Origin of the sequence: Myxococcus sp. CA040A, from assembly GCF_013336725.1 — a bacterium.
GTDB lineage: Bacteria > Myxococcota > Myxococcia > Myxococcales > Myxococcaceae > Myxococcus > Myxococcus llanfairpwllgwyngyllgogerychwyrndrobwllllantysiliogogogochensis.
The window spans coordinates 626,572-641,781 of sequence record NZ_JABUMR010000005.1; the positions used below are offsets into that span (position 1 = coordinate 626,572).

General features: G+C 70.1%; 9 protein-coding genes. 3 read left to right on the plus strand and 6 right to left on the minus strand.

The window, feature by feature from the left end:
- Positions 1 to 64 precede the first annotated feature (64 nt).
- On the minus strand, positions 65 to 925 hold the full coding sequence (gene pssA, locus HUA75_RS24485) for a CDP-diacylglycerol--serine O-phosphatidyltransferase (RefSeq protein WP_141647767.1): 861 nt from the start codon (positions 923 to 925) through the stop codon (positions 65 to 67).
- 119 nt (positions 926 to 1,044) lie between these two features.
- On the opposite strand from pssA, the gene HUA75_RS24490 reads away from it, so the two are divergent.
- The gene (locus HUA75_RS24490) at positions 1,045 to 2,169 is read left to right on the plus strand and encodes an alpha/beta fold hydrolase (RefSeq protein ID WP_174487753.1); all 1,125 of its coding nucleotides are present in this window, start codon (positions 1,045 to 1,047) and stop codon (positions 2,167 to 2,169) included.
- Here the strand turns inward: HUA75_RS24490 and HUA75_RS24495 are convergent, their stop codons facing one another.
- A complete protein-coding gene (locus HUA75_RS24495) occupies positions 2,170 to 3,834 on the minus strand; it encodes a proline-rich domain-containing protein (protein WP_217446246.1) in 1,665 nt (554 codons plus the stop codon).
- Between the two features lie 495 nt (positions 3,835 to 4,329).
- Here HUA75_RS24495 and HUA75_RS24500 point away from each other — a divergent pair, with 495 nt between their 5' ends.
- Positions 4,330 to 4,599 carry an HU family DNA-binding protein gene (locus tag HUA75_RS24500; RefSeq protein ID WP_002635502.1) on the plus strand — a complete coding sequence of 90 codons (270 nt, stop codon included), beginning with the start codon at positions 4,330 to 4,332 and terminating at the stop codon, positions 4,597 to 4,599.
- Between the two features lie 113 nt (positions 4,600 to 4,712).
- Here HUA75_RS24500 and HUA75_RS24505 read toward each other — a convergent pair whose 3' ends face one another.
- Both HUA75_RS24505 and ltaE read right to left on the minus strand, forming a co-directional pair.
- Positions 4,713 to 5,621: a M23 family metallopeptidase gene (locus HUA75_RS24505; RefSeq protein WP_217442604.1), complete on the minus strand. Its 909-nt coding sequence runs from the start codon at positions 5,619 to 5,621 to the stop codon at positions 4,713 to 4,715.
- A 227-nt stretch (positions 5,622 to 5,848) separates the two neighbouring features.
- The gene (ltaE, locus tag HUA75_RS24510; protein WP_174454803.1) at positions 5,849 to 6,874 is read right to left on the minus strand and encodes a low-specificity L-threonine aldolase; all 1,026 of its coding nucleotides are present in this window, start codon (positions 6,872 to 6,874) and stop codon (positions 5,849 to 5,851) included.
- A gap of 48 nt (positions 6,875 to 6,922) precedes the next feature.
- On the opposite strand from ltaE, the gene nth reads away from it, so the two are divergent.
- Positions 6,923 to 7,645 (plus strand): endonuclease III, encoded by a 723-nt coding sequence (gene nth / locus HUA75_RS24515; RefSeq protein WP_246137809.1) that lies wholly within the window; start codon positions 6,923 to 6,925, stop codon positions 7,643 to 7,645.
- On the opposite strand, the gene def is transcribed toward nth, so the two are convergent.
- Entirely contained in the window at positions 7,599 to 8,132 is a 534-nt protein-coding gene (def, locus tag HUA75_RS24520; protein ID WP_141648714.1) for a peptide deformylase, read from the minus strand. The genes nth and def overlap by 47 nt on opposite strands.
- 88 nt (positions 8,133 to 8,220) lie before the next feature.
- The gene (locus HUA75_RS24525) at positions 8,221 to 15,207 is read right to left on the minus strand and encodes a DnaJ domain-containing protein (protein ID WP_174487501.1); all 6,987 of its coding nucleotides are present in this window, start codon (positions 15,205 to 15,207) and stop codon (positions 8,221 to 8,223) included.
- Positions 15,208 to 15,210 lie beyond the last annotated feature (3 nt).

The window sequence follows — 15,210 nt, forward strand, 5'->3', positions numbered from 1 at the left end:
CGCCGTGACGTCGTCGAGCGGGTGTCGGCCGCCCAGAAGGGGGGCTCCGACTTCGCTCGTTCGGTCAGAGGAAGGCGGGCCCGTCGTTGCCCGGACCGGTACCGTCCTCGGCCTCTTCGTCATCATCTTCGTCGTCGATGACGGCGGCGACAGCCGTGGAGCCGGCGGCCACCTTGCGCGCGGCCAGATGCGTGCGCACCTGCACCGCGGACTCCACCAACCCCAGCGCGAGGTACGCACCACAGCAGGCCACCAACAACCACGCGGGATGGTACTGCGTCGCGATGGCCACACCGCCGACCACCATCAACGTGAACACACCCGCGCTCTTGCGACTGGGACGGGTGTCCTTGAAGGTGCGGTAACGCACCGTCGACACCATCAGCAGCGCCAGGCCCACCACCGCGACCGCCACCGGGACAACGGCCGACTCGTGCAGCGGCTCGCCTCGCGAGGCCACGTGGTGGGAGATGATGACCGAGACGAGCATGCCCGCGGCCAGGGGAATCGGCAGGCCCACGAAGAAGCGCCCACCCCCGCCATGCGGATTGCGCGCCGCCAGCACGTTGAAGCGCGCCAGCCGCAGCGCGCCGCACGCGGCGAACGCGAAGGAGATGAACAGCCCCGCGAAGCCCAGCGGCGCCAACGCCCACTTGTAGACCAACAGCGCCGGAGCCGCCCCGAACGAGACGACGTCCGCCAGACTGTCGAGCTGCACACCGAAGTCGCTCTGCGTCTTCGTCAACCGGGCGACGCGACCGTCGAACCCGTCGAAGAACATCGCGAAGAAGATGGCCAGCGCGGCCTGGTAGAGCTGGACGGGACCCGCTTCACCCGCGCACAGCGTGATGGCATAGAAGCCACAGAAGATGGACGTGACAGTGAAGAGGTTCGGCAGCACGAACATCAGTTTCCGTAACTTCATCGCTCCCTCGACTTCCTCTGATGCCCGTGAGTTCCTGGCAACAGGACGGCGGGTGAACGGACCTTAGCAGGGTTTTATTCGAGGCACCGTCAGACCGAGGGGTCATCCAGGAGGGCAACATGGGAGACTGGCGATGGGTCGTGTGGGTGCTGGTCGCCAGCCTGGTCGTGGTCATGGGCAATGTCCTGTGGGTGGCGCTCGTGCGGCGGTGGTACCGGCTGCGCACCCCGCTGCCCCAGGCCCTCAAGGCCCAGTGCGCGGATGGATGGGAGCTGGCGGTCCACGCCCGGCGCGCTCCCGTGCGGCGCTTCGAGGAACCGGTGCTGCTGTGCCATGGACTGGCCGCCAACCGGTACACCTTCGACTTCGAGCCCCCCTATTCCGTCGCCCACTATCTGGCGGAGGCGGGCTTCGACTGCTTCAGCGTCGAATGGCGCGGCACCGGGCACTCGCGCCTGCCCCCCCGTGGCCGGCGGTACACGGACTTCACCATCGATGACCACATCCTCCAGGACGGCCCCGCACTGGTGGAGTTGGCCCTGAAGGAGACGGGCGCGAAGCGGGCCTTCTGGCTCGGGCATTCGCTGGGAGGGCTCGTGGGCTATGCCCTGGCGCAAGGCCCGGAAGGGGCGAAGCTGTCGGGACTGCTCACGCTCGGCGCCCCCGTGCACTTCAAGTCGGAGCCCTTCCTGCGCACGCTCATCTCGCTGGGCGTCCGCGCGGCATGGCCCGCGCGCTTCCGGCAGGAGTGGATGAGCGCGAGCCTCGCGCCCTTCCTCGGCTACGTGACGCTCCCGCTGTCGGACCTGGTGGTGAATCCCCTGCACATCCCTCCGCGCATCCAGCGGCAGGTCTACGCGAACATGATGTCGTCGATGAGCCGCAAGGTGCTGCTCCAGTTCCAGGACTGGATTGAGCATGACGCGTTCCGCTCGTTCGACCGCACCCGTGACTGGCGCGCCGGCATCTCCCGCCTCCAGCTCCCCATCCTCGTCATGGGCGGGAGCGCGGACCGGCTGGCCACCGCCGAGAATGTGGAGAGCCAGTTCGCCCTCGTCACCTCCGAGGACCGCACGCTGCACGTCTTCGGCAGGGACCGGGGCGACGCGCTGGACTACGGGCACGGAGACCTCGTGTTCGGCAAGGGCGCGCCCCAGGAGGTGTATCCCGTCATCCGCGAGTGGCTGGAGAAGCACGCCACGCCCCTGGATTCGGCCGACGCGCCCGCGCCGCCTCCCGCGTGATCAGCGCGGGCCGGGCCGAGGCTCGGCGAGGCGCTCCACACACGACGCCTCCTCTCCCCTCCGGTCCTCCGTGCGGATGCGCCCCAGTCTCACCCGTGTGTCTCCCGTGCACTCGGCCCAGATGAGCCCCTGGCTGGCCCCCCGTACGAGGAGCGCGTCCACGCGCAGGTCGCCATCACCCATCGCCGCCAGCACCGTCTCACCGCTGTCTCGCGCTTCCACTCCCGTGGCGTCCAGCCTCGCGAGCGTGTCCACCAGCAGCGCCGCTTGCCCGCACTGCTCCAGTTCCGCGTCGCGCAGGTACACTCGCGCGTTCTGCGCCGCGAGGACGCAGGCCCCCGTGGTTCGCCGAATCACCACGCCCTCCACGTCCGCGCGCACCTGACGCAGGTGCAGTCCGTCTCCGGTGATGCCATCCACCGCGCGCACGCCCACCACGGTGCCGCCCGTGAGCCTCAGGCTTCCGCCGACCGCCACCACTCCGTACTCGGCGGCATCCTCCACATGGAGGCGCCGCGCCTCCACCTCCGAGCCCGTGAGCTGGAACGCACCGTGGCTGCCACTGCCGCGCACCACCACGTCCTCCAGCAGCACGCCGCGCGAGGCGACCACGCCCAATCCCGCCCGTTCGGCGCCCACTGAGAAGAGCCCCCGCACCTCCAGACGCAGCGCACGCATGGCGGAGACCGCGAGTTCGTGCCCCCGCACTCGCACGTCCTCCATCACCAGGCTGCCCTCCACCACCGAGAAGGCCGCGCCTCGGCCGCCTTCCGACACCGCACGGCGAACCTCCGCGTGCCCACCATCCATCCCCACCGCCGTCACCGGCCCCGTGAAGCGCACGTCCTCCAGCAGCACCCGAGACTCGGCACCTCGGACGCGGACCGCGCGACGGAAGGGGCCCGTGAAGGAGGTTCCTCGCAGCCACGCGTCCCGGGATGACGGTGGAGACGGAGCCTCTTCGGGCGCGTCGAGCAGGACACCCACGGTCTCCGACACGGTGGCCTCGAAGCGTGCATCCACCGCGTCGAACCTTCCGGATGTCACCCGCACCGCGCCCTGGCGCTGGCCGCTGAAACCCACGTTCTCCACCAAGACGCGCCCGCCACCCGTCACCTCCAGGCCCCAGGTTCCGCCCCGCACCTCCAGGTTCCGCAACAGCACTCCCCCCGTTCCCGGGGCTGGCGACGAAAGGCCCTGAGGATCCGTGGCTTTCAACGGAGATCCACTCAACACCGCGACCAAGCCCCGCGGGCCCAAGGGGCTCAACGGGAAGCCACCATGCCCCACGGACTGAGACGGCACGCCCTGCTGCCCTGGGGAGGTCCACGGGAAGCCACCCTGCCCCGCGGGCCGAAACGGCAAGCCCTGCAAGCCTGGAGAAATCGGCGGGAGCACACGCTGCCCATTACTCGCAGGCCCTTCCGCCCCACGCGATGGCCCGGCGGCGCTCGGCACCGGCGCCTCGGGTCCTTCCGCCCCACCCGATGGCCCGGCGGCGCGCAGCACCGTGCCCTGCGGGGTTTCCACCAGCAGCACCGTGCCGGGTCCCTCGCCCTCCAGCCGGACATCCTCGGGCAGGGTGAAGGGGCCCCGGTACGCTCCCGCCGCCAGGTGCACCGTCAGCGGACCCGGCCGGGCCAGCGCCTCCGCCAGCGACCTCAAGGGCCTCTCCCTGGAACCATCCCCGGGCCGCCACCACGCCGCGTCCACCCACACCTCGACACGGACCTGCTCCCGTCCAGGGGTGGCCCCTCCGCCCACGGGGAGCCCCGGGCCCCGGCAGGCGCCCAGCGTCAGGATCATCAACGTCGGAAACGTTCGGAAGCGCACGCAGGTGGAAACCCTAGTCCATTCCCGCCCACCCCGACCCAGGCGCGATCAGCAACACACGCCAAGTGATCGAAATCTCAAAGACTTTCTTCAAATCACGATCAACCCAATTGTTTTCGACACCCTGATTCCACACGGTGTGTCGGTGTCTCGGGTGCGGATTTCTCCCTCTGTCTACGCCCGGTGTTTCACCGAGCCAACTTTTCGTCCGGAGGCCGATTTTCCGGCCTCGGAGCGCGGTCAGCATTGACAGGGAAAAGAGCGATTTGTTACCACCGGTTGGCTTACGCGCATTCAAGGCCAGACAACGCAGGACGGAGGGGCGTAATGACCAAGGCAGAGCTCGTCGAGGTGGTGGCGGCGCAGACACGTCTCACCAAGAAGTCGGCGGCGCAGATCCTCGACATCGTCTTCACCAACATCGGCAAGGCGGTGAAGAAGGACGCGCGATTCAGCTACCCCGGCTTCGGAACCTGGTCGGTGCGTTCCCGCAAGGCGCGGAAGATTCGCAACCCGCAGACCAACGAGATGATGAAGCTGAAGGCCTCGAAGACCATTGGCTTCCGTCCGGCCAAGGAGCTGAAGAACTCGCTGTGAGTCGCTGACGCCACCCCGGTTCATGCCGTGGCGTCCCAGGGACTCGCGATGGACCGGGCACTCCCCTCAGGGGCGCTACCTCAAGCCGGTGGCGCCCCTGATGCGTTGCGGGCTCACAAGCCCGCACCACCCCGCGCCATCGGCGGCGCCTCCAGACGCCCTTCACCCTCGTCACCGAGCGCGTCCAGGGGGTCCATCACCTCACCATCCCGCCACAGCTCGAAGTGCAGGTGCACGCCCGTGGCCAGCCCCGTCTCGCCGGCCAGCCCCACCGCGTGGCCCCGCTCGAGAATCTCCCCCGGCTCCACCAACACCCGGGACAGGTGGCTGTAGCGCGTCAACCAGCGCCCATCGTGCTGCACCTCCACCTGGAGGCCGTGGTCGCCGTTCCACCCCGCACGCAACACCACACCCTTCGTCGCCGTGTAGACGACCTGACCCTGCTTCGCCGCCAGGTCCACGCCGAGGTGGCGCCGCTGCTCGCCCAGGATGGGGTGCCAGCGCTGGCCAAAGACGCTGGTGATGGTCACCGGATCCACGGGCCAGGCCAGTCGGGGCAGTCCGTTGACCTCCTCCGGATGCTCCAGCCGCCGCAGCTCCGCCATGCGCACCGCGAGCCGCCCGACCCTCAGCACCACGGCCTCCGCCAGGGCTCCAGGCATGTCGCCATACGTCCTGCCGTCCTGCTCCAGTTCGGCCTCCAGGACGCCTCGGGCTCGCTCCACATCACGGGAGTCCGTGCGCTCCACCGCGCGCGCCAGGAACGCATCCAACATCCCGTTCATCAGCTCCCAGCTCTCCACCTGACCCAACGGCATGGGCCCACCCCTCGCCACCTTCCGACGGTGCCCACGGGCCCGCTCCCTGAAGGACTCCAGGGCCTCCTGGAGTTCCATGGAGGGCTCGGGCGCGGCCAGGCGTACACGTCCACCCGGCGGGGCGGGGACACCCTCGGGGACAGGGGACGAGGACGGCTCCGCGGAGGACCGCTCCGGGGTCTCGTAGACCTCATCGAAGCTCATCTTCTGCTCCGACCGAGGGGTGGAGCAGGCGCAGACGCTGACGAAGGCGAGGAGGCGGAGTCGACGCACGGCCCGGCGAGCCTACCACGCTCCGCTCGGTGCCTTCCCTCGCCCAGCAGCCACGGCTTCGCCCGGAGCGGAAGCGAGCAAGCAACCCCGGGGGACGGGCAGATTCGCTGCCCGGAAAACCTCGCCCCCTCGTTGAGCCCCGCGTGGCGACCGACGGCCTACGCCAACGCTCGCCGGATGCGCGCGACCGATTCGTCGATGTCCGCCGCAGACAGGTCCAGGTGCGTCACCAACCTCACCGAGCGCGGTCCCCCCGCCGGGTTCGTCAGCACGCCGTGTCCCCCCAGCAGCGTCACCATCTCCAGGGCCGGGCGGTCGAACTCCGCGAACACCATGTTCGTCTCCACCCGCGCTGTGTCCACCTTCACTCCCGGCACCTCGGCCAGCGCCGCCGCGAGTCGGCGCGCATTCGCATGGTCCTCGGCGAGCCGCTCCACATGGTGGTCCAGCGCGTACAGCGCCGCCGCGGCCAGGATGCCCGCCTGCCGCATGCCTCCGCCCAGCCGCTTGCGCAGCCGACGCGCCTCCTTGATGAGGTCCGCGCGGCCCGCCAGCGCCGAGCCCACCGGCGCCCCCAGCCCCTTCGAGAAACACACCGACGTCGTGTCCGTCAGCCTCGCCCACGTCGACGCGGGCACGCCCGCCGCCACCTCCGCGTTGAACAGGCGCGCACCATCCAGGTGCACCGCCAGCCCCGCCTTGCGAGCGACCTCCACCACCGCGCGGAAGCGCTCCACCGGCCACACCGAGCCCCCGCCGCGATTGTGCGTGTTCTCCAACGACAGCAGCCGCGTGCGCGGGTTGTGCATGTTGTCCTCGCGCACCGCCGCCGCCACGTCCTCCGGCGTCAGCAAGCCCCGCTCACCCGGCAGCGGCTGCGGCTGCACACCCCACAGCGCCGGCACCGCGCCGCCCTCGTAGTGAAGGATGTGACTGCCCGCCTCGGTCAGCACCTCGTCCCCTGCCCGGCAGTGCGCGCCAATGGCCACCTGGTTGGCCTGCGTGCCCGAGGGTACGAAGACGGCCGCCTCGAGCCCGAGCCGCTCCGCCACCCGGGCCTCCAGGCGCAGCACCGTGGGGTCCTCGCCGTAGACGTCGTCCCCCACCTCCGCTTCCGCGATGGCTCGGCGCATACCGGCGGTGGGCTTGGTGACGGTGTCGGAGCGAAAGTCGATGGGCTTCATGGTTCTCCCGCGGGGTGGCGACAGCCAGGACTTGGGGGCACGACAGGGGTGACATACAACGGCCGCGTGCCCGGACGTGAGACAACGGCGGCGAAGCGTGAGCGCGCGGTGAAGGTCATGGAGCGGCTGGAAGCCTCCATGCCCGATGCCCACATCGAGCTGGATTTCCGCTCCCCCCTGGAGCTGCTCGTGGCGGTGATGCTCTCCGCCCAGTGCACCGACAAGCGGGTCAACATGGTGACCCCCGCGCTATTCCAACGCTTCCCCAACGCCCACGCCTACGCGGAGGTCCAACCCGCCGACGTGGAGCCCTTCATCCGCACCTGCGGCCTGTACCGCGCCAAGGCGAAGAACATCGTCGCGGCGGCGAAAATCCTCGTGGGGGAACATGGCGGGCAGGTGCCGCTCCGGCGCGACACGCTCGCGGAGCTGCCCGGCGTGGGCCGCAAGACGGCGGGCGTCGTGTGCATCCACCTGGGCGGCGACGATGCCTTCCCGGTGGACACCCACGTCAAGCGGCTCGCGTACCGGCTCGGCTTCACCACGCACGAGGACCCGGACAAGGTCGAGACGGACATGCGGTCCGTGCTGCCCATCCCCTGGTGGACGAAAGGCCACCAGCTCCTGGTGTGGCACGGGAGGCGGACGTGTTTTGCCCGCTCCCCCGAGTGCGACCGGTGCGTCGTGGCCGAGCTGTGCCCCAAGAAGGGCGTGGCCCGAGCGACTACCGAGAAGCCGAAGGGTTCAGCTCGCTCTCGCGCGAAGCCTTGAGCTTCTTCATCCGCTTGCGGATGAACTCGCGCTTCAGCGTGGAGACGTGGTCCACGAAGACGGTGCCATTCAGGTGGTCCGTCTCGTGCTGCACGGCGATGGCGAGCAGCTCGTCACAGCGCAGCGTCTGCTCCTGACCGTCCACGTCCAGGTACTTCACCGTGACGACGGCGGCGCGGTCCACGTCCTCCGACTCACCGGGGAGGGAGAGGCAGCCCTCGTTGTAGGTCGTCTCACCCTCGAGCGCGACGAGCTCCGGGTTGATCATCGCCAGGGGCTTGGACTCGGGCTGACGCGGCGTGGTGTCCAGGACGATGACGCGCTGGAGCACGCCAATCTGCGGCGCCGCGAGTCCCACGCCGTCGGCGGCGTACATCGTCTCGAACATGTCCTTCACCAGCGCGCGGGTGGAGTCGTCCACCTTCGTCACGGGCTTGGCCTTCTGCTTCAGGATGGGGTCGGGCCAGATGAGGATCTCACGAACCATGGAGGCCCTCTTAACTCCCCCCGCGCGCACGGGCAACCCCGTGCGGGCAGCCCTCCCCCGCCCCGGCGCACGGGACGTCCACCCCCTGTCAGTCGAGCAGGCTGCGTGCGTACTCGGAGCGCAGTCGGTCATCCCCCAGGGCCTGGGCGGCTTCGGACAACACACCCCGAATCTGCTGCGCGCGGTGCTGGAGCGCCGGGTCCGGATGCCCCGCGAAACGCAGCGGGTGGAACTCGGCGGCGAGCAGCTCGTAGGCCCGCTTGACCTCCTCGCTACCCGCCGTGCGTGCCAGCCCCAGCACGGTGAAGTAGTCTGCGTCCTGAATCTCCTCGAACTTCGCTTCCAGCCGACGGACGTCCAGCTCGGGCGGTAGCTCTCCGGAGTCATCCGCGTCCGCGGGCCGCAGGATGATGAGCCCCAGCGTCCTCGCCACCGAGAGCGCCTTCAAGGCCGAGTCCTGCGGCACACCCGCCCCCAACAACAGCGCCTCCACCGTGTGCTCACCATCCACCTGGGACAGCAGCTGCAAGTCCTTGGGAGGCAGGCCGAAGTCGTCGGGCGCGAGGTGCAGGTCACCTCGGGCGACACGGGCGCGGAGTCCGCCAGCGGACGCCAGCAGGGACTCGGCGGTCAGCGTGTTGCGCAGGGCCTCCGCCAGCAGGAACAGCGGCGGGCGCGTGGCGGCGGCGAGCGCCACCTCGTGCGGCGCCGGCTCCTGCACCAACCGGTACAGCGTGGAGGGCTCGGCCAGGGCATCCAGGAAGACCTGCTCCGTGTAGCGCTGCACCAGAGGCACGGACTCGGACTCGCGCAGATAGCCTCGGCCTCGGAGCGCGTCGAGCAGCGCGCCGGTGGTGGCGCTGCGCACCAGCCGCAGCTCGCCCTCCTGCCGCGCGTCGATGAGGCCATCCGCGCGGGCACGGTCGATGAGCGACTCACCCGACGCGGAGGAGACAGCCCCCACGAGCGAGCCATCCCGGAGCCACAACACGCGCAGCGCGTTCATCACCTTCAGCTCCAGGCGCACCTCCATGCGCGCCTCGCAGAGTCGGAGCACCAGTCGGGACAAGCCCTCCTGGGTGACACTGCCGCTGCGGGACACCGCGAGTTCGGGGCGCCCCGGTGGGGCCTCCAGGGGGAGCAGGGCCGCACGGGCGTGCGCGGCGGCCTCCTCGGCTTCGCGGTGGCCTCGCTCCTCCAGCTCCAGGCGCTCGCGCTCGGACCGGGCTCGCTCTTCCGCGGAGTCCGCTTCCAATCGAGCCTTCTCCGCGTGCAGTGCCTCCAAGGACTGGCGCGCTTCCTCGCGCTCGGTCCGCACCTGGGACAGGTCCGCTTCCGTTTGCTCCAGGCGAGATTGGAGCTGGGCGAGTTGCTCGGCGAGGCGAGCGGACAGCGACTCGGCTTCGGTTCGCGCCTGGGTCTGTTCCTCGATGCGGGTCTCGATGGCTTCGCGCTGACGCGCTTCGGCGTCCAGGCGTACTTCCAGCGCGGTGCGGTGACGGCCCTCGGTCTTGGCGCGCGCTTCCGCATCGGTCAGCGCCTGTGCGGCCTTCTGGGCGCGAAGCTCGGCCTCCGCTCGGACCTCGGCTTCGGCCGCGGCGCGGGACTCCGACTCCGCGCGCTGCCTCGACTCCGACTCCGCTCGCGTCTCCGCGACGACACGTTGCTTCGCATCGGACTCCGCTCGCGCCTCGGCTTCTGCGCGCAGGCGTGCTTCCGTCTCCGCACGGGCCTCGGCTTCGGCTCGCTGCTTCGCTTCGGACTCCGCTCGGGCCTCGGCTTCGGCTCGCAGCCGTGCTTCCGACTCCGCTCGAGCCTCGGACTCCGCTCGTTGTCTGGCCTCGGACTCCGCCCGCGCCTCGGCTTCCTCGCGCTGCTTCGCCTCGGACTCCGCTCGCGTCTCGAGCTCCGTGCGCTGCCTGGCTTCGGCCTCCGCATGGGCCTCGGCGGCCTCGCCCTGCTTCGCCTCGGCTTCGGCTCGGGCCTCGGCCTCCTCACGCTGCTTCGCTTCGGACTCCGCCCGCGCTTCGGCTTCCTCGCGCCGCTTCACTTCGGACTCGGCACGCACCTCGGCTTCCTTGCGCTGCTTCGCTTCGGACTCGGCACGCGCCTCGGCTTCCTTGCGCTGCTTCGCTTCGGACTCGGCCCGTGCCTCGGCTTCCTCGCGCTGCTTCGCCTCGGACTCCGCCCGTGCCTCGGCTTCCGCTCGGTTCTGAGCTTCAATCTCCGCGCGTGCCTCGGCCTCCGCGCGGTGCTTGGCCTCGGATTTCGCTCGGGCGTCCGCCTCGGCTCGGGCCTGGACCTCTTGTTCGAGACGCTCCCTCGCCTCGGTCGAAGCCTGGGACTCCAGCTCCGCGAGCGCGAGGACCTCCGCCTTCGTCCGGGACTCCAGTTCCTCGCGAGCACGGGTCTCGGACTCTGCTCTCACCTCGGCTTCGTTCCGCGCCCTGGAATCCAGCTCCGCCTGGGCCTCCGCCTCCGCGCGCGCACGCGATTCCATCTTCGCGCGCGTCTCCGCTTCGATTCGCTCCGCATCCGCCGTCGCCGCGCGGGCCTCTGCCTCCGCTCGCGCCAGGGCCTCTGCTCCCGCCCGGGCCTCCGCTTCGACCAGGGCCACCTCCGCGGACTTCACGCGCGCTTCCAGGCTCCGACGTGACTGCGCCTCCGTCTCGGCACGCGACTCGGACTCGACCCGTCCCGCCGCCTCGGATTCGAGCCGAATCTCGATTTCCTTCAGCGCCTGCGCCGCCGCCGCCTCTCGCGTCTCCGTCTCCTGAAGCCTCGCCTCCAACTCCACGAGACGCGACTGGACATCGGCTCGTGCCAGGGATTCCTGGTCGGCACGCTCCTGCGCATCGTCCCTCGCGTGGAGCGCCTCCTTCGCCCTGGCCTCCACTCGCGCGAGGTCTTCCACCCTCAACCGAGTGAGCTCTCGGGCTTCCGTCGCCGCGGCATCCAGCAGACCCCGCAGCTCGATGAAGTCCTGCTCGCGCGTCTCGATGCGCGCCAAGGCCGCCTTCGCGGCGGCGTCCACCGTCGCACGCGCCTGGGCCTCGGCTTCCGCTCGAGCCTCCGCCGCGTCCAGACGCTCCTGGAGGTCCGCGAGCTCCGTGCGGAGGGACTCCACCTCGGAGCCACTCCGAACGTCCTGCTCGGACTCTCGCCGCCGCGACAGCTCCAGCTCCGCTTCGAGCTCTCGCCGCTGGCTCGCTTCTCGAGCCTGGGCCGTCGCGAACTCCGACTCGCGCGCACGAGCCTCGTCGAGCTGCTGCTCCGCTTCCGCGCGCAGCGTGGCCTCTCGCGCGTGCTCCTCTTCCAATTCGGCGAGACGTGCCTGAAACGACTGGAACAGCTCTCCGTTCCGGTCGCGCACGGCCTCGGCTTCCACTCGCAGGGCCGCTTCGCGATCCAGGACACCTCGCAGGGACTCGCTCAGTTCGCGCGACTCCTCGATTCGACGCTCGGCGTCCTGACGAAACGCGAGTTCCTGCTCCAGCGAGGCCCGCAGTGAGCGGACGCGCTCATGCGCTTCCTCAAGTTGCTTCTCGAACTCCTCCGGCCGGGCGTTCGACTCGGGAAGGGACGAGTCCTCCACGGCGCCTTCAGGCTCCGTGTCCGCCCTGTGTACCGACTCCGATTCGGTGGATGCGGGCCAGTACTCGGCCCCCGGCGCCGTCGTGTGCTGGCTTGCCTGGCCAGACACGTCCGAGGCGGTGTCCTCCGTGTTCGAGTCGAACCACACAGAGCCAGGGGACGAGTCGACTGGCGCGGCGCCCTCCGGCTCGGAGTCGAACCATCCCGCCGAGGCGTCCGACGCCGTCGCCGTGACACCGTCGGCCGCGAGGACAGCCGCATCCGCGGCGTGATGACTCGCATCGAGCGACGCGACGCCTTCGACTTCCGTGGGGAGCGAATCGGAGACAGTGCCCGTCGGAGACTGCACGTCACCTGTTTCAGAATCGAACCAGCCCCCGGCCACATCCGCGCTGGAAGGCTCGGATCCGGGTTCCGCTCCAGACCAGTCCGTCGACTCGTTTGCGCTGACAGCCTCGGGCTCCGCTCCGGACCAGTCCGTCGAGTCGTTTGCGCCAGAGGCCTCGACTCCGGGCTCTGCTCCGGACCAGTCCGTCGACTCGTTCGATCCGGCAGCCTCGGCTCCGGGCTCCGCTCCGGACCAGTCCGTCGACTCGTTCGCTCCAGAGGCCTCGGCTCCGGGCTCTGCTCCGGACCAGTCCGTCGACTCGTCCGCTCCGGCAGCCACGACTCCGGGCTCTGCTCCGGACCAGTCCGTCGCCTCGTTCGCTCCGGCTGCCTCTGGCTCCGCGCCAGACCAGTCCGTCGCCTCGTTCGCTCTGGCGGCCTCGGCCCCTGGCTCCGCGACAGGCCTTTCCGCCGATTCATCGGTGGCCTCGGCCCGTGATTGCCCTTCGGGCTCGCTCGCCAATGCGTCCACCGAAGCTGCGTCAGTGGGGGCACTCGCTACCGCCGCAGCCTCCGCACCAGCCGGCTCCGAGTCAAACCAGTCAGCGCCAACACTGGCGGCCGGGGGTTCAACGGGGGCACCTTGCGGGTCATCCTGTCGAACCTTGGCCTGAAGCTCCGCCTCCAATACGTCCCACGGTGAGGCGGGCAGGCTCTCCTCTTCCGCCCCGTCAGTGGGCGCGGATTCGATTTCGGTCGACGCCTCCGCGACTGGCTCTCCCTTCGGCGCCTGAGACACCTCGTCGACTTCGGCGAATCCCTTCGCGGAGTTCTCGACCTCGGGGTCCGGTGGCAGCTCCGTCCACGGCGAGGCCTCGAGCGGCACGGACGGCCGTGCTCCCACATCGCGCATGGCGGCCAGCTCTGCTTCGGCCGCGGAGAGCGCATCTCCCTGCGAGGACGCTGGAGTGTCGACGTCGAAGAACCCCTCGTCCCCGAGCCGAGGCGCCACCGCCACCGGCCGTGACGCCGGCGCGGAAACGGCCTCCTCTGTCCAGGCGAGTCTCCCCAGTGGCGGAGAGGCTTCGACCTCACCTCCCGCATCCGGCTGTGCTGCCGTCCAGTCCGTCAGAGCCCCAGCTTCTGGAGTACTCACGCCATACAGGACCGTGGGCGGACCACTCACTCCACCCGAGCTCCCGTCACCCGTCACCGCGCTTGCGAAGCCCTCGGAGAACGCATCATCCAAGCTCCCGGGGGTCGCGACATTTCCCTGCCCGGACTGCCCGCCCCACCCTTCGAGTCCCAGCGATGATGCGCCTTCGCTCGCCAGAGCAATGTCCGCGCTCGGAGCAGTCGACGCTTCGTCGGTCCCGTACGCCGCGTCCATCGCCGCTTCATCCAGCGCATCCGTCGCGGCACCATCCAGGTCCTGCCCACCGGCCGCGGCCAACGCGTCCGGGCCCAGCGTGCCCTCCGCGAAACTCGCGCCTCCGTCCTCGTAGGCACTCGCCGTCGAGCCATCCGCGCCGTAGGACTCCGCGGCCCCGGATGGCTCAGTGGAGTCGTATCCCGTCAGCGAGTCTCCGCCATACGCACCCGCCTCGTACCCCTCCGCGCCATAGGGCTCCGAGCTTGTTCCATGCGCCGGGGAGTCGTAGCCAGTCGCCGTGCCCGCCTCGTATACGCCGGGGGCATGAACCTCCGAGGAGGCACCACCAGGGTCGTAGCCCTCGGGGGAAGCACCACCGTATGCACCAGAGTCATGCCCCTCGGGGGAGGCCGCCCCGGGGTCATATCCCTCGGGGGAAGCACCACCGTACGCACCAGGGTCGTAGCCCTCGGGGGAAGCACCACCGTATGCACCGGAGTCAGGCCCCTCGGGGGAGGCAGCCTCGGGGTCATATTCCTCGGGGGAAGCACCACCGTACGCACCTGCGTCATGACCATCAGGTGAGGCACCACCGTATGTGCTGGGGTCATGACCCTCGGGAGAGGCACCACCTCCGTACGCCCCTGCGTCATAACCCTCGGGAGAAGCACCACCGGACGCACCGGGGTCATAGCCCTCGGGAGAAGCACCACCGGACGCACCGGGGTCATAGCCCTCGGGAGAAGCCTCACCGTACGCCCCTACGTCACGACCATCAGGTGAGGCGCCACCTCCGTACGCACTGGGGTCATAACCCTCGGGAGAAGCACCCTCTCCGTACGCACCGGGGTCATGGCCCTCGGGAGCGGCACCACCACCGTACGCCCCTGCGTCATGCCCCTCGGGTGAAGCACCATCGTAGCCCTCGGCGGAAGCCCCGCCATCAGCGCCAGTTGCATACGCATCAGCGGCAGCACCTGCGTCGGCGCTCGCCACGGCCCCGGCGCCCGCGTCATCCCCTTCCGCCCGGAACACCTCGCCCGCGGACAGCGCACCCTCATCAAAAGCCTCGCCCTCGCCGCCCGCCACGGCCGCGCCCCAGTCCTCGCCTCCTCGCGCGGATTGGATGGACGCCATCGCCGCGGCCTCCACCTCCTGGTGCGCCTGCTCCAGCGTCGCCTGCACGTCGAGCGGCGAGCGATGCTCACGCTCCTCGGCGCGCGCCGTCCGCTCCTCGCGCGTCATCGCCGCCAGTTCCCAGTCCGTCTGGTGCAGCGGCGCCAGGTCTCCGAACAACGCATTCGCCAGCGTGGGGTCCCCACCCACCGACCCCGGCCCCGTCACGTGCCACGCCTCCGAGCCCTCCCCGCCTCCCACCCCATCCCCTCGGACTCCCGGCAGGCTCCGGTTCTCCAGCACATGCCACGCGTCCGCCTCCGACGGCGCGCGGATGAGCGTGTCCACCTGCGCCACGAAGCTCGTCCCATCCAGGGGCAGCGGCGCCACCGGCGCACTGAACCCCTCGATGGCCTCGCCCAGGAGCAACACCCGGGCGCCCTTCCCATCCGGATGCTGGAGCAATTCCTCCAACACCAGCCGACCCCGGCCACTCTCCACGCCAGGGGCCAGCACGATGAGCGCCGGCAGGTGATGCCCGTAGGCAATGAGCGCATCCGCGGCGGACGTGGCGAGGATGACCTCGTGCCCGTCACGGGTGAGCAGACGCCGCACTGCGGCGATGGTGGCGATGTCGTCGTGGACGAGGAGGACCGGTGCGCCCATGGG

Coding starts and splice junctions, on each gene's coding strand:
- pssA (WP_141647767.1), bottom strand. CDS start 925: ATGAAGTTACGGAAACTGATGTTCGTGCTGCCGAACCTCTTCACTGTC.
- HUA75_RS24490 (WP_174487753.1), top strand. CDS start 1,045: ATGGGAGACTGGCGATGGGTCGTGTGGGTGCTGGTCGCCAGCCTGGTC.
- HUA75_RS24500 (WP_002635502.1), top strand. CDS start 4,330: ATGACCAAGGCAGAGCTCGTCGAGGTGGTGGCGGCGCAGACACGTCTC.
- HUA75_RS24505 (WP_217442604.1), bottom strand. CDS start 5,621: ATGAGCTTCGATGAGGTCTACGAGACCCCGGAGCGGTCCTCCGCGGAG.
- ltaE (WP_174454803.1), bottom strand. CDS start 6,874: ATGAAGCCCATCGACTTTCGCTCCGACACCGTCACCAAGCCCACCGCC.
- def (WP_141648714.1), bottom strand. CDS start 8,132: ATGGTTCGTGAGATCCTCATCTGGCCCGACCCCATCCTGAAGCAGAAG.
- HUA75_RS24525 (WP_174487501.1), bottom strand. CDS start 15,207: ATGGGCGCACCGGTCCTCCTCGTCCACGACGACATCGCCACCATCGCC.